Annotated in this window: 22 protein-coding genes; 10 read left to right on the forward strand and 12 right to left on the reverse strand. The window is 64.0% G+C overall.

What is annotated here, in order from left to right:
• Positions 1 to 116 precede the first annotated feature (116 nt).
• From ILT44_RS00095 to ILT44_RS00105, 3 genes are all read left to right on the forward strand, one after another.
• Entirely contained in the window at positions 117 to 737 is a 621-nt protein-coding gene (locus ILT44_RS00095; protein ID WP_204237513.1) for a hypothetical protein, read from the forward strand.
• Between the two features lie 98 nt (positions 738 to 835).
• Complete coding sequence (gene arsC, locus ILT44_RS00100) at positions 836 to 1,261, forward strand: arsenate reductase (glutaredoxin) (protein WP_204237514.1); 426 nt, start codon at positions 836 to 838, stop codon at positions 1,259 to 1,261.
• A gap of 68 nt (positions 1,262 to 1,329) precedes the next feature.
• The gene (locus tag ILT44_RS00105; RefSeq protein ID WP_204237515.1) at positions 1,330 to 2,109 is read left to right on the forward strand and encodes an SDR family oxidoreductase; all 780 of its coding nucleotides are present in this window, start codon (positions 1,330 to 1,332) and stop codon (positions 2,107 to 2,109) included.
• A gap of 105 nt (positions 2,110 to 2,214) precedes the next feature.
• Here ILT44_RS00105 and ILT44_RS00110 read toward each other — a convergent pair whose 3' ends face one another.
• From ILT44_RS00110 to ILT44_RS00130, 5 genes are all read right to left on the reverse strand, one after another.
• Positions 2,215 to 3,450: an MFS transporter gene (locus ILT44_RS00110; protein WP_204237516.1), complete on the reverse strand. Its 1,236-nt coding sequence runs from the start codon at positions 3,448 to 3,450 to the stop codon at positions 2,215 to 2,217.
• A 217-nt stretch (positions 3,451 to 3,667) separates the two neighbouring features.
• Positions 3,668 to 4,573, reverse strand: a complete 906-nt coding sequence (locus ILT44_RS00115; protein WP_204237517.1) for a LysR family transcriptional regulator — start codon at positions 4,571 to 4,573, stop codon at positions 3,668 to 3,670.
• A 429-nt stretch (positions 4,574 to 5,002) separates the two neighbouring features.
• On the reverse strand, positions 5,003 to 6,808 hold the full coding sequence (lepA, locus tag ILT44_RS00120; protein WP_204237518.1) for a translation elongation factor 4: 1,806 nt from the start codon (positions 6,806 to 6,808) through the stop codon (positions 5,003 to 5,005).
• A gap of 48 nt (positions 6,809 to 6,856) precedes the next feature.
• The gene (locus ILT44_RS00125; RefSeq protein WP_204237519.1) at positions 6,857 to 7,144 is read right to left on the reverse strand and encodes a hypothetical protein; all 288 of its coding nucleotides are present in this window, start codon (positions 7,142 to 7,144) and stop codon (positions 6,857 to 6,859) included.
• A gap of 3 nt (positions 7,145 to 7,147) precedes the next feature.
• Entirely contained in the window at positions 7,148 to 7,549 is a 402-nt protein-coding gene (locus ILT44_RS00130; RefSeq protein WP_204237520.1) for a hypothetical protein, read from the reverse strand.
• Between the two features lie 336 nt (positions 7,550 to 7,885).
• On the opposite strand from ILT44_RS00130, the gene ILT44_RS00135 reads away from it, so the two are divergent.
• Together ILT44_RS00135 and ILT44_RS00140 are read left to right on the forward strand one after the other, a co-directional pair.
• Positions 7,886 to 9,004, forward strand: coding sequence for a hypothetical protein (locus tag ILT44_RS00135; RefSeq protein ID WP_204237521.1), 1,119 nt, complete (start codon positions 7,886 to 7,888; stop codon positions 9,002 to 9,004).
• Positions 9,005 to 9,006: 2 nt separating this feature from the next.
• A complete protein-coding gene (locus tag ILT44_RS00140; RefSeq protein ID WP_204237522.1) occupies positions 9,007 to 9,549 on the forward strand; it encodes a c-type cytochrome in 543 nt (180 codons plus the stop codon).
• A gap of 78 nt (positions 9,550 to 9,627) precedes the next feature.
• Here the strand turns inward: ILT44_RS00140 and hrcA are convergent, their stop codons facing one another.
• On the reverse strand, positions 9,628 to 10,719 hold the full coding sequence (hrcA, locus tag ILT44_RS00145) for a heat-inducible transcriptional repressor HrcA (protein WP_204237523.1): 1,092 nt from the start codon (positions 10,717 to 10,719) through the stop codon (positions 9,628 to 9,630).
• Positions 10,720 to 10,870: 151 nt separating this feature from the next.
• Here hrcA and rph point away from each other — a divergent pair, with 151 nt between their 5' ends.
• Positions 10,871 to 11,584 carry a ribonuclease PH gene (gene rph, locus ILT44_RS00150; RefSeq protein WP_204237524.1) on the forward strand — a complete coding sequence of 238 codons (714 nt, stop codon included), beginning with the start codon at positions 10,871 to 10,873 and terminating at the stop codon, positions 11,582 to 11,584.
• Positions 11,581 to 12,222 (forward strand): RdgB/HAM1 family non-canonical purine NTP pyrophosphatase, encoded by a 642-nt coding sequence (gene rdgB / locus ILT44_RS00155; RefSeq protein WP_204237525.1) that lies wholly within the window; start codon positions 11,581 to 11,583, stop codon positions 12,220 to 12,222. Before rph ends, rdgB begins: the two co-directional genes overlap by 4 nt.
• A 152-nt stretch (positions 12,223 to 12,374) precedes the next feature.
• Here the strand turns inward: rdgB and ILT44_RS00160 are convergent, their stop codons facing one another.
• Both ILT44_RS00160 and ILT44_RS00165 read right to left on the reverse strand, forming a co-directional pair.
• Positions 12,375 to 12,842, reverse strand: a complete 468-nt coding sequence (locus ILT44_RS00160) for a DUF2852 domain-containing protein (protein WP_204237526.1) — start codon at positions 12,840 to 12,842, stop codon at positions 12,375 to 12,377.
• A gap of 92 nt (positions 12,843 to 12,934) precedes the next feature.
• Entirely contained in the window at positions 12,935 to 13,588 is a 654-nt protein-coding gene (locus tag ILT44_RS00165; protein ID WP_204237527.1) for a TetR/AcrR family transcriptional regulator, read from the reverse strand.
• Positions 13,589 to 13,759: 171 nt separating this feature from the next.
• Here ILT44_RS00165 and hemW point away from each other — a divergent pair, with 171 nt between their 5' ends.
• Positions 13,760 to 14,920 (forward strand): radical SAM family heme chaperone HemW, encoded by a 1,161-nt coding sequence (hemW, locus tag ILT44_RS00170; protein ID WP_204237528.1) that lies wholly within the window; start codon positions 13,760 to 13,762, stop codon positions 14,918 to 14,920.
• A 235-nt stretch (positions 14,921 to 15,155) separates the two neighbouring features.
• On the opposite strand, the gene gshB is transcribed toward hemW, so the two are convergent.
• Entirely contained in the window at positions 15,156 to 16,100 is a 945-nt protein-coding gene (gene gshB / locus ILT44_RS00175) for a glutathione synthase (protein WP_204237529.1), read from the reverse strand.
• A 162-nt stretch (positions 16,101 to 16,262) separates the two neighbouring features.
• Here gshB and ILT44_RS00180 point away from each other — a divergent pair, with 162 nt between their 5' ends.
• The gene (locus tag ILT44_RS00180) at positions 16,263 to 17,144 is read left to right on the forward strand and encodes a lipid kinase (protein ID WP_204237530.1); all 882 of its coding nucleotides are present in this window, start codon (positions 16,263 to 16,265) and stop codon (positions 17,142 to 17,144) included.
• Here ILT44_RS00180 and ILT44_RS00185 read toward each other — a convergent pair.
• A complete protein-coding gene (locus ILT44_RS00185; protein ID WP_204237531.1) occupies positions 17,141 to 17,350 on the reverse strand; it encodes a YjiS-like domain-containing protein in 210 nt (69 codons plus the stop codon). The two genes, ILT44_RS00180 and ILT44_RS00185, sit on opposite strands and share 4 nt — an antisense overlap.
• A 104-nt stretch (positions 17,351 to 17,454) precedes the next feature.
• On the opposite strand from ILT44_RS00185, the gene ILT44_RS00190 reads away from it, so the two are divergent.
• Positions 17,455 to 18,327 (forward strand): LysR substrate-binding domain-containing protein, encoded by an 873-nt coding sequence (locus ILT44_RS00190; protein ID WP_204237532.1) that lies wholly within the window; start codon positions 17,455 to 17,457, stop codon positions 18,325 to 18,327.
• 120 nt (positions 18,328 to 18,447) lie between these two features.
• On the opposite strand, the gene ILT44_RS00195 is transcribed toward ILT44_RS00190, so the two are convergent.
• Positions 18,448 to 18,834 carry a YraN family protein gene (locus ILT44_RS00195; protein ID WP_239467813.1) on the reverse strand — a complete coding sequence of 129 codons (387 nt, stop codon included), beginning with the start codon at positions 18,832 to 18,834 and terminating at the stop codon, positions 18,448 to 18,450.
• 53 nt (positions 18,835 to 18,887) lie between these two features.
• Entirely contained in the window at positions 18,888 to 19,826 is a 939-nt protein-coding gene (gene rsmI, locus ILT44_RS00200) for a 16S rRNA (cytidine(1402)-2'-O)-methyltransferase (RefSeq protein ID WP_239467802.1), read from the reverse strand.
• Positions 19,827 to 19,830 lie beyond the last annotated feature (4 nt).

The raw sequence follows: 19,830 nt of genomic DNA on the forward strand, positions 1-19,830 counted from the left end.
TCCTGAGCGAGTTAGGGCCCATCTCCGGCAACTCAAGGTCACGAGAGCTTAAGGCAACCGGTGCAGTTCCGGCGCGTTGCTATGACAGAAGAGTCCGTTCCGGCGGGAGAGTTAAGGTGCACAGCGTCAGATCGTGGGGGATATGGGCAGGCAAAGCCGTCATTCTGGGTTTGTTGACCGCTGCCTCCCATGCGCAGGCCGCCAATGACCCGCTCGCGGCTTCCCCGATGAGCGAGCCCGTTCAGGCGCGGTTCGATCCGGTCACGCGGCAGACCGTCGTCACCGGCGCAACCCCGTCGGATGGTTGCTTCTCCTTCTCTCTTCCGAATGAATGGCACCTATCCGCGGAGGGATTGACGTCCGCTCTCTCCGATGTGCGGGTCGCCGTCGGCCTTCGCTCCGCCCAGGAGCTTCGCAGCATGCCGCAGCCTGATCTCGTCAGCCGCGATGCGGCTTTTCTGCAGCGGGACTACGAGGAGATGCTCGGGCGTCCTGCACAGTCGGTGTCCCTGACATCCAGCGCAGGCGCGACGCGGTGGTCCGCGACCTGGATCGATGCCAATCTGCCAACCGCCTCGAAAGCCATGACGGTCGAGACCCTGATCGTTCCTCTTTCCAGCCAATGGGTGCTCGAACTGTCCCTCACCGGCATCGAGTCCCGGGAAGCCTCCGATGCTCTCACCCGGCAGCTCCTCGCACGATTGAAGCTGCATGGTGGGGCCTCCTGCCAGCGCTGAGGCTTCGCCGCGGCTTCCAAAAGACTTTTCGATTACATGCCGATCCTGCAAGTTGACCGGCAGAGAGCCGACTTCGCTCGCAAGGCAGGGGACAAGCCATGGACGTGATCATCTACCACAATCCCCAATGCGGGACCTCCCGCAACACCCTGGGCCTGATCCGCAATGCAGGGATCGAGCCGCACATCATCGAATATCTCAAGTGTCCGCCGACGCGGCTGCTCCTGCGCCAGCTGATCGCGCGCATGGGGGTGAGCGTCCGCGACGTCATCCGTGAGAAGGGAACGCCGTTCCAGGAGCTCGGATTGGATGATCCATCCGTCAGTGACGACCGGCTGCTCAATGCGATGATGGAGCATCCGATCCTGATCGAGCGGCCCATCGTGGTCACGCCGATAGGCGTCAGGTTGTGCCGCCCATCGGAGACCGTCCTCGACATCCTGCCACCGCAGCAGGGTGAGTTCGCCAAGGAGGACGGCGAGCCGGTGATCGATGCTTTAGGGCGGCGCGTCGGCATCGCCTGACAATCCGGGAACAAGCCGATGCTCGTCCGGTTCAGGGACAGGGCGACCCTATCACCGGAGGAAAGGCAATGGAGCTTCAAGGCAAGGTCGCGCTCGTGACGGGCGCGGGGTCAGGCATCGGCAAGGCTGCAGCGCTGTGCTTCGCCCGCGAGGGTGCCATGGTCGGCGTGCTGAGCCACACTGAAGACGAGATCCGCAAAACGGCCGAAGAGATCGAGCGCGCCGGCGGCAAGGCCATTCCGCTCGTCGCCGACGTCGCCGACGACGGCCAGATGAGGAAGGCTGTGGCCGACCTCGTGCAGGCCTATGGCAGGCTCGACATCGTCTTCGCCAATGCAGGCATCAACGGCGTCTGGGCTCCCATCGACGAGCTGAAGCCGGAGGAGTGGGATCGCACCATCAACACGAACCTGCGCGGCACCTACCTGACGATCCATCATGGCGTGCCGCACCTCAAGAAGGCGGGAGGTTCCATCGTCATCACAGCCTCGATCAACGGCACGCGCACCTTCACGAGCGCGGGCGCGACGGCCTATTCCGCTACCAAGGCTGCGCAGGTGGCGATGGCGCAGATGCTGGCGGTGGAGCTCGCCAAGCACAAGATCCGTGTGAACGTGGTCTGTCCCGGCAAGATCGGCACCGAGATCATGGAGAACACCGAGAAGCGCGATACGGAGGAGGCGGAGGTTCCGGCGGAATATCCGGCCGGGCCGATCCCGCTCACCGGCAAGGAGCCGGGGACGAGCGAGGAGGTGGCGGAACTCGTGCTCTTCCTGGCGTCCGACAGGGCGCGGCACATCACCGGCACGCCGGTCTGGATCGACGGCGCCCAATCGCTCGTCATGTAGGCCTAGAGCATTTTTCGGCGAAGTGGATCCGGTTCGCCGTCAAGAAATGCGGCAAGCCAAAGAAGAGAGATGATTCCACGCAAGCGGAAACAGCTCTAAATGCGCTCAGGACGCCTCCAGCCGTGTGCCCACGGGGATCGTCGGCTCTGGAACGAAGGTCTCCTTTTCCTCCGTTGGAAGCGAAGCGCGCTGCAGGCTGCGATAGGCGCCCCAGATCGCCATCAGAGCCTGGGCGACGATGACCACATAGAGCAGGCCCAGGCGTCCGAACTGCGTCATCGCCATGCCGGCGATCACGGGACCGATCGTGGCACCGACGCCCAACAGGATCAGCAAACCGCCCGCCGCGGCGACGAACTCGCCGGGCCTGACCATGTCGTTCACATGCGCGGTCACGATGCTGTAGGTGGGGATGACGCTGCCGCCGAAAATGGTCACGTAGACGAAGACGAGCCAGACCGGCACCGTGGGCGACACGAAGTGGATGAGCGCGAGCAGGATCGCCGCCGCCATGGCAGCCGTGCCGACGATCACATGGCGGCGGTCCATTCGGTCGGAGAGCCAGCCCAGAGGCCATGTGGTGAGAAAGCCGCCGAGCGTGCCGCAGGTCATGAAGAGCGCGATTTCCGCCGTGTCCAATCCGCGCTCCTGCGCCCAGATCGGCCCGAGTGCAAAGAACGAGCTCGTGGTGATGCCGCACAGCACCGCTGCCACCACGCCGAAGGGCGATTGCCGGTAGAGCTGCATCAGGTTGATCTTCGTATCGCTCACCGCGTGAACCGGCGCGCTCGCCCGCGACAGGGCCGGAGGCACCAAGGCAAGCGAGATCAGGATGGCGACGAAGCAGAACAGCTTGTAGCCATAGGGATCGCCCGTGGGCAGCAGCATCTGCCCGCCGATCCCGGCGACGAGACCGGTCATCCCGTAGACGCTGAGGACCTGCCCGCGCGTCTGTGCGCTGACGGAAGCGTTGAGCCAGCTCTCAACCACGATGAACAGGCCCGCGAAGCAGAAACCGGTCAGCCCGCGGGCCGCAATCCATACGGCCGGACTGATCACGAGGAGATGCAGCAGCGCGGTCGATGCAGCCACGGCCGCCAGCGCTGCGAAAGTACGCGTGTGCCCAACCTGCTGGATCACGCGCCCGGCATAGAGCGAGCCGAGGACGATGCCGGCCCAGAACGCGGCGCCCACGGCGCCGATCTGCGTCGGGGTGAACTGCTCGATGCTACCGCGCACGCTGAGCAGCGTGCCCTGCAGGGTGTTGCCGACCTGCATGAGCGCATAGCCGAGGAGAAGGGCGAACAGGGTTGGCAGGGTGGTCCGCAGGGACGACGTCATGGGCTCTCCTGTGAAGCGAGATCCTGTGGCTCGGATGTGCGGTATGCAGGGGGATGGCCTCATTCTGCAGACCTGCCTAAGCCCGCAGCAAGGACACTATGCTGAAAGCAACAGTCGATGAAGGACTTCAGGGCCCGTGTCTGTTTGAACTCTGGAAGCGGGATGCAGTTCCGGTGCAGTGCAGCAGAGGGGCCACAGGTTCAGCCGGTTGCGGTCATCACGCCCAGGGATCCTCGACTTCGCCCGGGTTCAGGCTTTTGGCCAGTACATTGATGAAGGCCTTCACCTTCGTCGGCACGAACCGTCGATGCGGGTGGAGGACATAAACCTCGAGAGAACCGACATGGTGATCCGGAAACAGTGAGATCAGCTTGCCCTCGCGCAGATCTTGGCCGCAAACGAAGGTCGGAAGCCAGGTGATGCCAGCGCCCGCCCGTGCGGCCAGAATGAGGGGCTCGGCCCTCGTGGAGACGAGCTTGTTGTTGATCCTGATCTTCTTTGTTTCGTCCGCCTTTTGGAACGTCCACTCATCGGAAGCGGAAGGCATGCCATAGGAAAGGCATGGATGCTCGGCAAGCATCTGAGGATCCTTGAGAGGCCCATGCCGGTCAATATAACTGGGGCTTGCGACGATATGAGCCCGCGATATGGCGATGCGGCGGCCGACCAGGCTGGAGTCGAGAGACGCCGAGATGCGGATAGCAACGTCGTAGCCTTCCTCGACCACGTTCACGAACCGGTTTGAGAAATCGAGACTGAGATTAACCTCGGGATAAAGTTTGAGAAACTCGGCCGTCATTTGGCCGAGATAGGGGCTGAACTCGTTCGGAGCAGTAACCCTGAGAGGGCCGCGCGGGGTTGTTACACCAGCACTCGCTTCGCTTTCCGCAGCCTCGAAATCGCTCAATAAGGCGAGGCATCGCTCAAAATAGGCTTGCCCCACCTCGGTTGGGCGCACTTTGCGTGTTGTGCGATGGAGCAGCAACGCCCCGATCCTCTTCTCGAGGTGTGCCACATGCTTCGTCACCATGGCGGGTGAGATATCCAGATTGCGGGCTGCCGCAGCAAAGCTTCCGAACTCCACGATACGCACGAAGGCGCGCATGCTATCCAGGGTATTCATTCCTGCTCCCTTATTATTTACTGCTAGTGTGGAATGAATTTACCGGAAGCACAATTCTCGTATGAGGGTTCCCTAAGGTAGTTTGGGATGCAGAGGGGAAATTTCCCTAAAAATTAACGAGAATTTGGGGCTCAGACAAAACAATGAAGAGCAAGATCGCGGCTGCAGCAAACCCGATTGTTAACCAGCAGTCCTATTTGCCGAATTGGCGTGAAATGTTGGAAGCTCTCCCTGTGCGGTCCACTCCCCGCCGTAAAAGACAGCGTGTCATTGATTTCGTTTTGTCTGTGCTCGCGCGGGAATTACCTCAACACTGACGGTTCTAAGAAGCTAAACTGCTATGAAGGCGCAGGAGGGGGCGGACCTGCCGAACGGGGTTCCTGTGCCTCCTTCTCCTTTAAAAAAGGAAAGAGGGCCGAAAGGCCCTCCTCAACTATCCATCTTCAGCGCCGCGATGAAGGCTTCCTGCGGGATGTCGACCTTGCCGAACTGGCGCATCCGCTTCTTGCCTTCCTTCTGCTTGTCGAGCAGCTTGCGCTTGCGCGAGGCGTCGCCGCCGTAGCACTTGGCGGTCACGTCCTTGCGCAGCGCCCGGATGGTTTCGCGGGCGATGATCTTGCCGCCGATGGCCGCCTGGACCGGGATCTGGAACATGTGCGGCGGGATCAGCTCCTTGAGCTTCTCGCACATGGCGCGCCCCCGGCCTTCGGCGCGGTCGCGGTGCACCAGCATGGAGAGCGCATCCACCGGCTCGGCGTTGACGAGCACCGACATCTTCACGAGGTCGCCCTCGCGATAGTCGGAGATGTGATAGTCGAAGGACGCGTAGCCCTTCGAGATCGACTTCAGGCGGTCGTAGAAGTCGAACACCACCTCGTTGAGCGGCAGGTCGTAGACCACCATGGCGCGCTTGCCGACATAGTTCAGGTCGATCTGGATGCCGCGCCGCTCCTGGCACAGCTTGAGCACGGAGCCGAGATAATCGTCCGGGGTGAGGATCGTGGCGCGGATCCACGGCTCCTCGATGGTTTCGATCTTCATCACGTCCGGCATGTCGGCCGGGTTGTGCAGCTCGATGGTCGAGCCGTCGCGCAGCTTCAGGTGATAGACCACGGAAGGCGCGGTGGAGATCAGGTCGAGGTTGAACTCGCGCTCCAGGCGCTCCTGGATGATCTCGAGGTGCAGGAGGCCGAGGAAGCCGCAGCGGAAGCCGAAGCCGAGCGCCGCCGAGGTCTCCATCTCGTAGGAGAAGCTCGCGTCGTTGAGGCGAAGCTTGCCCATGGCGGCGCGCAGGTTCTCGAACTCGGCCGCATCCACCGGGAAGAGGCCGCAGAACACCACCGGCTGCACGGGCTTGAAGCCCGGAAGCGCTTGTGCCGTGGGTTTGCGCTCGTCGGTGATGGTGTCGCCGACGCGGGTGTCGGCCACTTCCTTGATCGAGGCGGTGAAGAAGCCGACCTCGCCCGGTCCGAGCTGCGCCATTTCCTGCATCTTCGGCGAGAAGACGCCGACGCGGTCGAGGCTGTAGGACGCGCCCGTGCCCATCATCTTGATGGTCGAGCCCTTCTTCATGGATCCATCGATGATGCGGACCAGAACCACGACGCCGAGATAGGCGTCGTACCAGGAATCGACGAGGAGCGCTTTCAGCGGCGCGTCGGGGTCGCCCTTGGGCGGCGGCAGCTTGGTGACGATGGCCTCGAGCACGCCTTCGATGTTGATGCCGGTCTTGGCCGAGATCGGTACGGCCTCCGAGGCGTCGATGCCGATCACCTCCTCGATCTGCTCCTTGATCCTGTCCGGATCGGCGGCGGGCAGGTCGATCTTGTTGAGGACCGGAACGATCTCGTGATTGGCGTCGATGGCCTGATAGACGTTGGCCAGCGTCTGCGCCTCCACGCCCTGGGACGCGTCGACCACCAGGAGCGAGCCCTCGCAGGCGGCAAGCGAACGCGAGACCTCGTAGGCGAAGTCCACGTGGCCGGGGGTGTCCATCAGGTTCAGGATATAGGTCTTGCCGTCCTGGGCCTTGTATTCCAGGCGCACGGTCTGCGCCTTGATGGTGATGCCGCGCTCGCGCTCGATATCCATGCTGTCGAGCACCTGCTCCGTCATCTCGCGGGCGGTCAGCGCCCCCGTGGTCTGGATCAGGCGGTCGGCCAGCGTCGACTTGCCGTGGTCGATATGGGCCACGATGGAGAAGTTGCGGATATTGTCGAAGGTGCGAGCGGTCATAATTCTGCAAATGTAGGAATGGTCAGGCCGCAATAGCAGGGTGGCCCCCTAAAGCCAAGGGAGGCCGGTGTCGCGTGCCGCTCCCGATGGAGCCAAGCCGCTCCCACGGCGCAGCATCGGCAGGCCGCGCTCCATGTTCCTGAAGTTTTCAAGGTTCCTGAAGCCTTTGACGGAGCCGGAGGCGGCAATGACCGAACCCTCCGCGGTTTCAGGCAACGTGGGCCTCTGTGCTCCGGCCGCCCTGAGCTTCACCGGATCCATTGGCTGGGCCTCGGCTGACGGAAAGGGCGCGACAGGCGCAGGATCGAGAGCCCGCGCCTGTCGCTGGGACGACAACGATCAGCGGGCGCACTCGACCGGAACGCGCTGCTCAGTCCCGGGAACGAGAACGGTCCGGCACGGAACACCGTTGAACATGCGGATCTCATGCGGCGCGGCCGTGGGGAAGGCGGAGTTCGGGGTGCCCGAGACAGGCGCTCCTGCGGGAGAGCCAACGAGAACGCTGCCGGTCGTCGTCGGATCCATTCCGACCATACCGGCCGAGGTGGCGCACTGAATCGGGATGCGCTGGTTGTTTTCACGGTCGAGAATGGTGCGGCAGGGCACGCCGTTGATCATCTGAACTTCGTGCGGAGCAGCGTAGGGGAACGGCGAATTCGGCGTCCCGCTCGTCTGCGCCTGCGCCAAGCCGATGGTGCCGAGCGCGGCGACGGTGCTGGCCATGATCGTAAAGGTCTTCACGGAAACCTCCTATGTCGGTGGAAACATGGGCCGCTTTCCACGGTCCGGAGGCTTAACGCCAAGAGAGGCGATAATTTCCTACCCCGATGCGCCTAACGTGAAATGTTAGGAAATGAGACCCGGCCTATGGGCGGACAGCCTCGATTCAGGTCGACGAATGCAGAGCCCGTGCCTGCACTCCTTCTTTTGCTGTCATGCTACCGAGATCCGAGACATCGGAAGGACCACTCCCGAAGAGTTTTAGGTGCATGACATCCAGGTGCGTAGGATCACAGCGGCCCAAGGAGAACAGGCGTATCGATCAGCATGCGCTCATCCTGGAGAAGGAAGACGTGCATGGCCAAGGTTATCGCCATCGCGGAACGGGTGAGATCCAGTCGGAGACATCGCTCCATCGTCGTTGGAGCGATGCTTGTCCTGGGCTTTGGCGTGCTCACGAGCGTGTCAGCCGTCCCGCAACCTGCAACCGACAATCCTCCGCCGACGCTGCAGGATACAGGCCTCTATGCCGATTTCGACACGTTGCAGGTCAATCCCGGACATCTCGCTTTCGCTCCCCAATACCCGCTGTGGAGCGACGGAGCGACGAAGCGCCGGTGGATCTCGCTGCCGGCCGGTGCGGCCATTGACGGCTCCGACCCGGATGCCTGGGTCTTCCCGATCGGCACGCGTTTCTGGAAGGAGTTTTCCTTCAACGGCCAGAAGGTCGAGACACGCTATCTTGAGCGCAAGGCGGATGGTCAATGGCTTTATGCGGCCTATGCCTGGAACGCGGATGGCCGTGAGGCGCAGCTGGTTCCGGCAAAAGGCAAACGTGGTGCCTATCCGCTCGCGGGCGGCCGGTCGCATACGATCCCAGGCGTGACCGATTGCAAGGCGTGCCACCAGGGAGGCCTCTCCGAGGTCCTGGGGTTCAGCACGCTTCAGCTGTCGCCGGAGCGGGACCCTCGCGCGGTGCACGCCGAGCTTCGGCCCGAACCGGGCATCGATCTGCGCGCCCTTGTCGACCGGGGGCTTCTTGTCGGGCTGCCCCAAAACCTCCTGGATGATCCGCCCCGGATCATGGCCGCGACCGCAACGGAGCGCGCCGCGCTCGGCTACATGCACGGCAATTGCGGGCACTGCCACAACGACCGCGGTTCGCTGCAGAACATCGGATTGGTTCTGCGCCAAGATGTCGGGAGCGCGGATCAGCCAGCTGTCGCCAGCACTGTCGGACAGCCGGTGAAGAAACCGGCTCCTGGCCAATCGCCCGATGCCGTGCTGCGGGTCGAGCCGGGCCACGCTGATCGCAGCGGTCTGACGCAGCGGGTCTCGTCGCGCTATCCCGCCTTGCAGATGCCGCCGCTCGGAACCGAGCTTGTCGACGATGAGGCCGTGGCTCTGCTCTACCGCTGGATCGCGGAAAAAGGTGCTTCCGCTCAGCAAGCGCACCTGGATCGAGAAGGGAGATAGCCATGCGTCGTGCTTTGCCGTTGATGTCGATGATTGCCCTGCTGGTGCCCGGCGCCGTGCTCGCTCAGGACGCCGCGGGCGCGCCGGTAAAGCGCGGCGAGTATCTGGTCTCGATTGCGGGTTGCCACGATTGCCATACGCCCTGGATGATGGGCTCTGCCGGTCCGGAGCCCGACATGAAGCGGGCGTTGTCAGGCCACCCGCAGGATCTGACGATTACTGCGCCGGCCAGTGTCTCTCCGCCTTGGAGCGGCGCCATGACTCCAACCTCGACAGGTTGGTCGGGTCCCTGGGGCGTGAGTTTCTCGGCCAATCTCACGCCGGACCCGGAGACAGGCGTGCTGCGGGATTTCACCGAGCAGCAATTCATTCAGACCATGCGCACGGGGCGCCACCAAGGCCAGGGTCGGCAGATCCTGCCGCCGATGCCGTGGCCGGCTTATGGAAAGATGACGGATGACGACCTGAAAGCGGTCTTTGCCTATCTTCGCCAAGTTCCTCCCGTGAAGAACAAGGTGCCCGATCCGCTGCCGCCGAAGCCGTGATGCCCGGGCAAGGCTCCAGCGCATCGTGCGGACAAGTGGTTCCGGTTTTCACTGGCGTGGCCCTTTGGGTCCGATGCTCTAGCGGCCCTTCTCCAAGATGCGCGAGATCACCTTGGCGGTGTAGTCGACCATCGGCACGATGCGGGCATAGTTGAGACGCGTCGGCCCGATGACGCCCAGCACGCCGACGATCTTCTGGCTGCCGTCCCGGAAGGGCGCGGCGATCATCGAGGAGCCGGAGAGCGAGAAAAGCTTGTTCTCCGAGCCGATGAAGATGCGCACCCCTTCGCCCCCCTCGGCGCGGCTCAAGAGTTCGATCACGTCGGTCTGCGTCTCAAGGTCGGAGAAGAGCAGACGGATGCGCTCCAGGTCTTCCGCCGCCTTGAGGTCGTCGAGGAGGTTCGCTTGGCCGCGCACGATGAGCTGGCGTGAATCGGCCGGTCCCACGGTGGTGGCGAGCCCCGCCTCTACGAGCCGGGCCGTCAACGTATCGAGCTCGCGCTCCATGTCGCCCCGGCGGGTTTCGATCTCGCGCTTGATATCGCCGATCGTCTTGCCCTGGATGCGGGCGTTGAGAAAATTACCGGCCTCCACCAGGGCTCCGGCGGGCAAGCCTGCGGGCAGGTCGAGGATACGGTTTTCCACCGAGCCATCCTCGGAGACGAGCACCACCAGGGCGCGGGTCGGATCGAGGCGCACGAATTCGATATGCTTGAGCTGCGCATTGGATTTGGAGGTCACCACCACGCCGGCGCCGCGTGAGACGCCGGAGAGCAGGGCCGAGGCTTCGGCGAGCGCCGTTTCCAGGGTGTGGCCGGAGGCGGCGGCCCGCATCTGTGCCTCGATGCGCGCCCGCTCGTCGGAGGTGACGTCGCCGATCTCCATCATGGCGTCGACGAAAAAGCGCAGGCCCGTCTCGGTCGGCAGGCGCCCGGCGCTGGTATGCGGCGCGAAGATCAGGCCTGCCGCCTCCAGATCCGCCATCACGTTGCGGATCGAGGCCGGCGAGAGCGTCATCGGCAGGATGCGCGAGAGATGGCGCGAGCCCACGGGCTCGCCCGTGATGAGGTAGCTCTCGACGATCTGGCGAAAGATCTCGCGGGAACGGTCGTTCAGCTCCGCGATGGCGCGGGTTTCCGACAGTAGGGAAAAGGGACCGGTTGCATGCATCCGACGGGTTCTACGCTCTTTCGACACTTCCATCCTTAGGATGAGCATTATGTGCGGGTCCGGGGGCTCTTAGGCAAGGCTTGACCCTTGCGCAAAGCGCCGGGGCGCTTCAAACAGGCGTGGAATCACGAGCCCTGAGGAGAAACCCGCCATGCGTCCGTCCAACCGCGCCCCCGACGAACTGCGTCCCGTCACCCTGGAGCGCGGCGTCGCGCGCTATGCGGAAGGCTCCTGCCTCGTCTCCTTCGGCAACACGAAGGTGATTTGCACCGCCTCGCTGGAGGAGAAGGGCCCACCGTGGCTGCGCGGCACAGGCAAGGGCTGGGTGACGGCGGAATATTCCATGCTGCCCCGCGCCACCCATGAGCGCACCCGCCGCGAGGTGAATTCCGGCAAGCCCTCCGGCCGCACCCAGGAGATCCAGCGCCTCATCGGCCGGTCGCTTCGCGCCGTCGTCAACCTGCCCGCCATCGGCGAGCGCCAGATCGTGGTCGATTGCGACGTGATCCAGGCCGATGGCGGCACCCGCACCGCCTCCATCACCGGCGCCTGGGTGGCCCTGCACGACTGCTTCGCCTGGATGCAGAGCCGCTCGATCATCTCGATCAACCCCCTGCGCGAGCCCGTCGCCGCCATCTCCTGCGGCATCTACAAGGGCAAACCGGTGCTCGATCTCGATTACGCGGAGGATTCCGCCGCCGAGACGGATTCCAATTTCGTGATCACGGGCTCCGGCGGCATCGTCGAGGTCCAGGGAACGGCCGAGGGCAAGCCCTTCTCGGAGGAGGAGTTCCTGAATCTGTTGCGCCTTGCCAAGGCCGGCGTAGCCCAGCTCGTGGACCTGCAGAAGAAGGCTGTGGCATGAGCCTGCATCGTGCCCTTGCCGGCAAGGTCGTCATTGCCACCCACAATGCGGGCAAGCTGCGCGAGATGCAGGAGCTGCTTGCACCCTTCGGCATCGAGGCCGTCTCGGCGGGTGAGCTCGGCCTGCCCGTGCCCGAAGAGACAGGACACATGTTCGCCGAGAATGCCGCCATCAAGGCCCATGCGGCCGCCAAGGCCACAGGCCTGCCGGCGCTCTCCGACGATTCGGGGCTCTGCGTTCATGCGCTCGACGGCGCGCCCGGCCTTTTCACCGCCGATTGGGCGGGGCCGAAGCGGGATTTCCATGCCGCCATGGAGCGAGTGATGCGTGAGCTGGGGAAGCGGGAAGCGACGGACCGCCGGGCCCACTTCGTCTCCGCCCTGGTCATCGCCTGGCCCGACGGGCACGAAGAGCTGTTCGAAGGCCGCGTCTTCGGCGAGGTCGTCTGGCCGCCGCGCGGCGAGAAGGGCTTCGGCTACGATCCCATGTTCCAGCCGGATGGTTTTACCGAGACCTTCGGCGAGATTTCGTCCGAGGAGAAGCACGGCATCGACTGGTCGAAGCCGCAGCCCTCAGGCCTGTCTCACCGGGCGAGGGCCTTCGTGAAGCTGGCGGCGAGGTGCCTGCACAGGATCTAACACCCACATCGTCATGCCCGCACTTGTTGCGGGCATCCACGTTTTAATACCGCTATAGACGTGGATGGCCGGGACAAGCCCGGCCATGACGGCAATACAATTTTATAAGAAAGAGCGCCCTTTCGGGCGCTCCCCTTAGCCGACGAGGCTAATTAGACGCTCGTCGGGCCGTTGCCGCGGCGCTTGGCCATGTAGGCGTCGAACTCCTCGCGGTCCTTGGCCCGCTTCAGCTCCTCGACGAAGTTGCGGAAGTCGCGGGCTTCCTCGTCGAGCTTGCGGCGCTCTTCCTCGAGGCGCTCGATCTCGCTGCGGCGATACTCGTCGAAAGCCGCATTGCCGGTGCTGGCAAAGCCGCCAGGGCCGCGGGAGCGGAAGAGGTCATCCTTGGCACGGCCGAAGGTTTCGTTCAGGAAGGCCTTGGCCTCGTCGTATTTCGGATATCCACACATTTTCCACACCAGATAGGCCAGCGCGAGCGGCCAGACGAAGATGAAGCCCAGAATGATGCCGGCGATCTCCAAACCGCGGCCGGGCTTGCGCCCGCAGCGGCGGTTGGTCCGGTTTTCCCACGGCCCCGCATGAGGGCCCGCGTTCCAGGCGGCGGAGGCAGAATCTGACATCGAAAGGGTCCTATGTTAATGCTAACAACATTAACATGCGGATCGATTTCGGCCCTTTCAAGGGATCCTGCATGAAAAATCGGATGAAGGTTTTAAGCCTTGCCCTTCAAGGCGCCATGGACGAGAGCGAGGACCCCGGCGCGCAGAAGCTCGTACTTGTCCGGCAGACCGGGGCCTTTAGGGAGCTGGCCTGCAGCATCCAGGGTGGCGATGCCATGGGAGAGAGCCCAGACCTCGATGGCGATGAACCGGGCGTCGACGGTCTGGAAGCCTTCCGGGAAGGTATCGGCGAGAGCCTTGACCAGGAAATCGAAGGCGTTGCCGGAGGGCTTGCCCCCGCTTTCCACAGCCTTGGCCCAGAATGGTGCACAGGCCTCGCCCTCAGCAGGCTTGGCCGAGAACATGGCGGTATAGAAGCCGGGCTCCTGCTCCGCGAAGGCGAGATAGGCCTCGCCCATGCGGGTGAAGCGCTCCAGCGCCGTGCCCTCGCTTTGCAGCGCCCTGCCGAGCCGTTTGGCCAGTTCGTCGTAGCCGCGAAAGGCCACCTCCGCCACTAGCGCATCGCGGCCCCGGAAATGGCGGTAGAGCGCCGCCGGGGTCACGCCCACGAGCTTGGCCGCATCGGCGAGGGTGAACCCACCGATTCCCCGCTCGGCAATGAAGCGCTGCGCCGCTTCGATCAGCGCCTCCTTCAGATTGCCGTGGTGGTAGCCCTGCCGGTCGAACGGGCCGCGCCAATGCCGCATGATGGGTTCCTGGTTCCTTGCCGATCATCCTAAGGCTCCGATGCTGCGGAAGCCAGAACGGAACGGCTCATAGAGTGAACAACATTGTGGGCGAAGAGGTTCAGAACGAACTTTTCGCGATGTGGCAAAGGTGCCGGTGACGTTTTGTGGAAGACCTGCCATATACGGCCCATGATCGATCATCCGACGCGCGATGTGGGCTTTGGGGTCTATGTCCATTGGCCCTTCTGCGCCTCCAAATGCCCCTATTGCGACTTCAACAGCCATGTCCGCCACCAGCCGGTGGATCAGGAGCGGTTTCTCGCAGCCTTCCGCCGGGAGATCTCCCACACGGCGGCGCGCATTCCCGGCCGCACGGTCACGAGCGTGTTCTTCGGCGGCGGCACGCCCTCGCTCATGAAGCCTCAGACCGTGGGCGCGATCCTCGATGCCATCGGCGGCACCTGGGCCATCGATCCCAACGCCGAGGTGACGCTCGAGGCCAACCCCACCAGCGTCGAGGCGGAGCGCTTCCGCGGCTATCGTCATGCCGGCATCAACCGGGTGTCGCTCGGCGTGCAGGCACTGAACGACTCCGATCTCAAGCGCCTCGGGCGCATGCATTCCGTCGACGAAGCCTTGGGCGCAGTGAAGATCGCCGCCTCAATCTTCGACCGCTATTCTTTCGACCTCATCTATGCTCGGCCGGGCCAGACACCGAAGGATTGGGGCGCGGAGCTGGAGCAGGCGATCTCCCATGCAGTGGAGCACCTGTCGCTCTACCAGCTCACGATCGAGCCAGGCACCTGGTTTCAGCGTCTCTACGATGCGGGCAAGATCACAGTGCCGGACGAGGAGACGGGCCGGGCGCTCTACGACATCACCCAGGAAGTGTGCGAGAAGCACGGCCTTCCCGCCTACGAGATCTCGAACCACGCGCGGCCCGGCGCGGAATCGCAGCACAACCTGCTCTACTGGCGCTACGGCGAATATGCCGGCATCGGCCCCGGCGCCCATGGGCGTCTGGTGACAGGCAATGCGCGGCTCGCGACCGCGACGGAGAAGCACCCCGAGACGTGGCTGGAGCTGGTCGAGCGCGAAGGCCATGGCGTGATCGACGAGGAGGTTCTCACCTCCGAGGCCGAAGGCGACGAGTTCCTGCTCATGGGCCTGCGCCTCAAGGAGGGCGTCGATCCGCGCCGCTTCGAGGCGTTCACCGGCAAGACGCTCAATCAAAGGCGCGTGCGGAACCTGGAAGAGGAAGGCCTGATCCAGGTGGACGGTTCGCGCCTCGCCGTGACGCCGAAAGGCTTTCCGGTGCTCAATGCGGTGATTGCGGAACTGGCGGCTTAAAACACACGCTGTCATCCCGGACGGCGAAGCCGATCCGGGATCGCGACGAGGGTGGCTCCCTTCACCTCTCCCAATGGGAGAGGTCGCGCCGTAGGCGCGGGTGAGGGATGCGCCTTTCCGGATAAACCTGTAACCCCTCACCCCAACCCTCTCCCTCAGGGAGAGGGAGAACCCGAGCCATATCCTGCACGCGATCCCGGATCGTCGCTGCACTTCGTCCGGGATGACGCCTCGGTTACCGCCTCACCTTGCCCTCGATCACATCCCACACCGTCACCGCGAGATCCGGTCCGCCGAGGCGCTTGATGGCGCGGATGCCCGTAGGGGCCGTCACGTTGATCTCGGTGAGGTTGCCGTCAATCACGTCGATGCCGACGAGGACGAGGCCCATGCGCTTGAGATCCGGGCCGATGGTCTCGCAAATCTCGCGTTCGCGGGGCGTGAGGTCGGTTGGCTTCGCAGCCCCGCCGCGCACCATGTTGGAGCGGATGTCGTTGGCCGCGGGCACGCGGTTGATCGCGCCTGCCGCCTCGCCGTCGATGAGGATGATGCGCTTGTCGCCTTCCGTGATCTTGGGCAGGAAGCGCTGGATCACCCAGGGCTCGCGGAACAGGTTGGCGAAGAGGTCGTAGAGCGAACCGAAATTCGGATCCTCCCGCCCGACCTTGAACACGCTCGCGCCGCCGTGCCCGTAGAGCGGCTTCATCACCACGTCGCCGTGCTCGCGGCGGAACTCCTCGATCTCCTGCTTGTCGCGGGAGATCAGTGTCGGCGGCATCAGGTGGGGAAAATGGGTGACGAAGATCTTTTCCGGCGCGTTGCGCACATGGGTCGGATCGTTGACCACGAGGGTCTTCGGATGGATGCGCTCCAGGAAATGGGTGGCGGTGATGTAGGCAAGGTCGAAGGGCGGATCCTGTCTCATCAGCACCGCATCGACCGTCGAGAGGTCGACACGTTCGGGTGTTCCCAAGGTGAAGTGGTCGCCCTCCACGTCGCGCGCCTCGATGGGCTCGGCCATGGCGATGACCGCACCGTCCCTCAGGGAGAGGCGGTCCGGCGTGTAGTGCAGGACCCGATGCCCCCGCCGCTGGGCCTCGAGCAGCAGCGCAAAGCCCGTATCGCCTGCGATCTTGATGCTGCGGATGTGATCCATCTGGAACGCAACAGTGAGGGTCATGCGTCAAGCCTCCTTGGAAGCAGGGTTATTGGGCCTAAAATGCGGGATGGCAACTCTTCATCGCGGGGCCGGTGAACGAAAACGGGAGAGGCGGGTTATCCGACAGCCCGGCTTCGGCCTCGGCCCTTGCAGATCCCCTCAAGCTTTTCCATGTAATCGAGTATGCCCCGCCGCGCCCTTTTGATCGTCAATGCCAAGAGCCGCAGCGGCGCCGCCCAGCGCGATATCGCCGTCGAGCGGCTGAAGGATCACGGCATCGAGCCCGTGCATGTGGATTGCGGCCGCCGGGAGGACCTGTCGCCGCTCATCGTTCAGCACGCGAAAGATGTGGATTGCGCCGTCGTCGGCGGAGGAGACGGCACGCTCAACGCGGCAGCCTTCGGCGTCATCGAGACCGGGCTGCCGCTCGGCATCCTGCCGCTCGGCACGGCCAACGATCTCGCGCGGACCCTCGACATCCCTTCCGATCTCGACAGCGCCGCCCAGATCATTGCCGATGGCCATACCCGCAAGATCGATCTCGGCATCGTCAATGGCGAGCCGTTCTTCAACGTCGCGAGCCTCGGGCTCTCGGCGGAACTGGCGCAGAAGCTGACGCGGGACATCAAGCGCCGCTGGGGGCGCCTCGGCTACGCCATGGTGGCCCTGAATGTTCTGATGCACGCGAAACCCTTCCGGGCGACGATCTACAGCGAGAACGAGACGGTGCGCGTGCGCACGCTGCAGATCGCCGTCGGCAACGGCCGCTTCTACGGGGGCGGCAATGCGGTCGAGCAGGACGCTGCCATCGACGACCGCCATCTCGATCTCTACAGCCTGGAATTGGAGCGGGCCTGGAAGCTCGCTCTCATGGCGCGCTCCTTCCGGCATGGCCGGCACGGTGCCTGGAACGAGGTGCGGGCGGTGCGGGCTAAGGAGTTCGACATCCGCACCCGCAAGCCGAGGCCCATCAATGCGGATGGCGAGATCGTGACCCAGACGCCGGCTCACTTCTCCATCAGGCCCGCAGCCGTGACCGTGCTGGCACCCAAGACGGAAGATTAATGCCGGCCGCACCGGATGGTGTCTTCCATGTTCCCCGGGGTGAGGCCGATATCGTGCAGCATCGCATCGTCGAGGGAATTGACCTCGCGCCGGGCGCGCCGGATCTCGATTTCCCGCCTGAGCGATGCGAAGAGGCTCCTGATGAATGAGGGCTTCGCGGCCGTCTGCTCGAAGGTCCAATCGCAGGTGGTGGAACGGGCTGTCATGGCTGTCTCCTCAAGTTCGATGAGACAATGATGCGCCGACCTCTTGCATAAATAAAACGAATGTTCATTATATCAAGAATAACGAATTCTTATTGAGGTCGGCCATGGCCCGGAATCTCGATGTCAGCCTGCTCAGGGCGTTTGTGGCGGTGGTGGATGCAGGCGGCATGACGGCCGCGACAGGCGTCCTCAACCTGACTCAAGCGGCGGTAAGCCAGCAGATCAAGCGGCTCGAGGAGACGCTCGGCGAGGAGCTCGTCACCCGCGACCGGCGCGGCATCCGGCTCACGGCTGCGGGCGAGCGCCTGTTCGGACGGGCGAAGCGGCTCTTGGCCCTCAACGACGAGATCTGGACCGAGATGACCACCCCGGAATTCGAGGGCGAGGTAAGGCTCGGCATCCCGAGCGACATCATCACCACCTATCTGCCGACCTTCCTGAAGGACTTCGCACGGCTTTACCCACGCGTGCAGATCTCGCTCAACAGCGGCTCCAGCGCGTCGTTGCGCGCGAAGCTCTACGACGGCAAGGTCGATGTGGTTCTTGCCACCGAGATGAATTGCGACTCCGATGGCGAGAACCTCGTCATGGACCGCCTCGTCTGGGTCGGAGCGCGCGGCGGCGATGCGGCGCGGCAGCGCCCTCTGCCGGTTTCCATCGGCTGCTCCGACTGCGCCTTCCGCGCCCCGATTCGCGAGGTGCTGCAGAGAGCCGCCATTGAGTGGCGCTCGGTCTCGGAAGTGACGAACACCTCGGCGCAGGTGGCGACGGTGGCGGCCGACATTGCCGTGATGGCCTGGATGGCATCGACCGTTCCGAACGGATTGGAAGTGCTCGGGCCTGAATCCGGCCTGCCGCCGCTGCCGCCCTTCATGGTCAACCTCTACCTGCCGCGCGACGGCGGCAATCATGTCGTGCAGGAGCTGGCGCGGCATATCCGCGAGGCGGTGGCGGATCGGCATCGGCTGGCGGCTTAGATCGCATCACACCTTAGCGTCATGCCCGGGCTTGTCCCGGGCATCCACGTCTTCATGCTGTGGTGGTTTAAAGACGTGGATGGCCGCAACAAGTGCGGCCATGACGGGAAACTTTGCCTCTCACCGTATCTCCAGCTCGAACGCGCTCACGATATGCCGCGGCCATCGCTTCGGCGCGATAAACACCGCATCCGCACGCCATATCTTATCCGCCGCCCAATCGTTGCGCGTGAGCCAGGTGCGCACGGCCCGCGAGAAGCGCTGGCGCTTGCGAGCGGTGATCGCGGATAATGCATCGTCCATGAGCCCGCGCGCCTTCACCTCCACAAACGCGATGGTGTCGCCGCGTACAACGATCAGATCGATCTCGCCGCCCGATGCCGCATAGCGGCGCGAGAGCGGGCGATAGCCTTTCATCACGAGAAACAGCAGCGCGATCCATTCCGCCCGATGGCCGCGCAGGAAGGTCGCTTCGCGGCGTGCTAATGATTTTTCGTCCTGTCGCATTTCCTTGCGCAAAACCGCATACACTTTTGCGGGGAAATGCTTGAAGGCGCTCTTCATTCGCCCTTCTTCGCTAACGTCAGCGCGCGTGCATAGACCTCGCGCTTGGGCATATCGAGTTCCGCCGCCACCAGCGCTGCGGCATCCTTGATCGAGTGGTTCTTCAGCGCCGCTTCCAGCCTGCCGTCGAGCGCCGCATCGGCTTCCGCCGCGTGCATCGCTTTCGTGGCTTCGCCGATCAGTACCACGATCTCGCCCTTGGGCGGTCCTTCCTCGGCGAATTGCCTGGCGAGCTCGGGCAGGGTGCCGCGCCGGATCGTCTCGAACAGCTTGGTCAGCTCCCGCGCCACCACGGCCTGCCGCTCGCCCAGCACCTCGGCGGCATCTGCCAGCATCTCGGGCAGACGGTGCGGACCCTCGAAGAGCATGAGAGTGCCGGGAATGGTGCCGATCTCGGCAAGCCTTGTACGGCGCGCGGCGCTTTTGGGCGGCAGAAAACCCTCGAAGAAGAAACGGTCCGTCGGCAGGCCCGACGCCACGAGGGCGGTGAGAACGGCGGAGGGGCCGGGGATCGGGGTCACCGGCAACCCTTCCTCGATCGCCGCCTGAACGAGCTTGTAGCCGGGGTCCGACACCAGCGGCGTACCGGCATCGGAGACCAAGGCGAGGGCCTGTCCCTCCCTGACCCGATGAACCATGCGCTCGCGCACGGCATCGTTGGAATGCTCGTGATAGGCGACCAGCGGCGTGGTGATGCCGTAATGGGCGAGCAGCGTCTTCGTCACCCGCGTGTCCTCGGCCAGGATCGCGTCCGCAGCGGCCAGCACGCTGAGCGCGCGGAATGATACGTCCTGCAGGTTTCCGATAGGGGTCGCGACCACGTACAGGCCGGGCGACAGGGGCTTGGCCTCGGCGGCAAGGCCGAAGGCGGTGAAGGTGGCGGCCCGCTCGTTGGGCTCGCGGCGTCTGGTGCGGTTGTCGATTCTCTGGGTCATGAGA

The organism is Microvirga arvi, from assembly GCF_016892765.1.
In the GTDB taxonomy this organism is placed as follows: Bacteria; Pseudomonadota; Alphaproteobacteria; order Rhizobiales; family Beijerinckiaceae; genus Microvirga; species Microvirga arvi.

What these genes read in the sequence shown, in the direction of transcription:
- ILT44_RS00110 (WP_204237516.1), bottom strand. Translation starts at nt 3,450, where the DNA reads ATGACGTCGTCCCTGCGGACCACCCTGCCAACCCTGTTCGCCCTTCTC.
- hrcA (WP_204237523.1), bottom strand. Translation starts at nt 10,719, where the DNA reads ATGCATGCAACCGGTCCCTTTTCCCTACTGTCGGAAACCCGCGCCATC.
- ILT44_RS00135 (WP_204237521.1), top strand. Translation starts at nt 7,886, where the DNA reads ATGGCCAAGGTTATCGCCATCGCGGAACGGGTGAGATCCAGTCGGAGA.
- ILT44_RS00105 (WP_204237515.1), top strand. Translation starts at nt 1,330, where the DNA reads ATGGAGCTTCAAGGCAAGGTCGCGCTCGTGACGGGCGCGGGGTCAGGC.
- ILT44_RS00180 (WP_204237530.1), top strand. Translation starts at nt 16,263, where the DNA reads ATGCCCCGCCGCGCCCTTTTGATCGTCAATGCCAAGAGCCGCAGCGGC.
- ILT44_RS00165 (WP_204237527.1), bottom strand. Translation starts at nt 13,588, where the DNA reads ATGCGGCATTGGCGCGGCCCGTTCGACCGGCAGGGCTACCACCACGGC.
- rph (WP_204237524.1), top strand. Translation starts at nt 10,871, where the DNA reads ATGCGTCCGTCCAACCGCGCCCCCGACGAACTGCGTCCCGTCACCCTG.
- lepA (WP_204237518.1), bottom strand. Translation starts at nt 6,808, where the DNA reads ATGACCGCTCGCACCTTCGACAATATCCGCAACTTCTCCATCGTGGCC.
- gshB (WP_204237529.1), bottom strand. Translation starts at nt 16,100, where the DNA reads ATGACCCTCACTGTTGCGTTCCAGATGGATCACATCCGCAGCATCAAG.
- ILT44_RS00195 (WP_239467813.1), bottom strand. Translation starts at nt 18,834, where the DNA reads ATGCGACAGGACGAAAAATCATTAGCACGCCGCGAAGCGACCTTCCTG.
- ILT44_RS00115 (WP_204237517.1), bottom strand. Translation starts at nt 4,573, where the DNA reads ATGAATACCCTGGATAGCATGCGCGCCTTCGTGCGTATCGTGGAGTTC.
- ILT44_RS00190 (WP_204237532.1), top strand. Translation starts at nt 17,455, where the DNA reads ATGGCCCGGAATCTCGATGTCAGCCTGCTCAGGGCGTTTGTGGCGGTG.
- arsC (WP_204237514.1), top strand. Translation starts at nt 836, where the DNA reads ATGGACGTGATCATCTACCACAATCCCCAATGCGGGACCTCCCGCAAC.
- rsmI (WP_239467802.1), bottom strand. Translation starts at nt 19,826, where the DNA reads ATGACCCAGAGAATCGACAACCGCACCAGACGCCGCGAGCCCAACGAG.
- hemW (WP_204237528.1), top strand. Translation starts at nt 13,760, where the DNA reads ATGATCGATCATCCGACGCGCGATGTGGGCTTTGGGGTCTATGTCCAT.
- ILT44_RS00140 (WP_204237522.1), top strand. Translation starts at nt 9,007, where the DNA reads ATGCGTCGTGCTTTGCCGTTGATGTCGATGATTGCCCTGCTGGTGCCC.
- ILT44_RS00160 (WP_204237526.1), bottom strand. Translation starts at nt 12,842, where the DNA reads ATGTCAGATTCTGCCTCCGCCGCCTGGAACGCGGGCCCTCATGCGGGG.
- ILT44_RS00185 (WP_204237531.1), bottom strand. Translation starts at nt 17,350, where the DNA reads ATGACAGCCCGTTCCACCACCTGCGATTGGACCTTCGAGCAGACGGCC.
- rdgB (WP_204237525.1), top strand. Translation starts at nt 11,581, where the DNA reads ATGAGCCTGCATCGTGCCCTTGCCGGCAAGGTCGTCATTGCCACCCAC.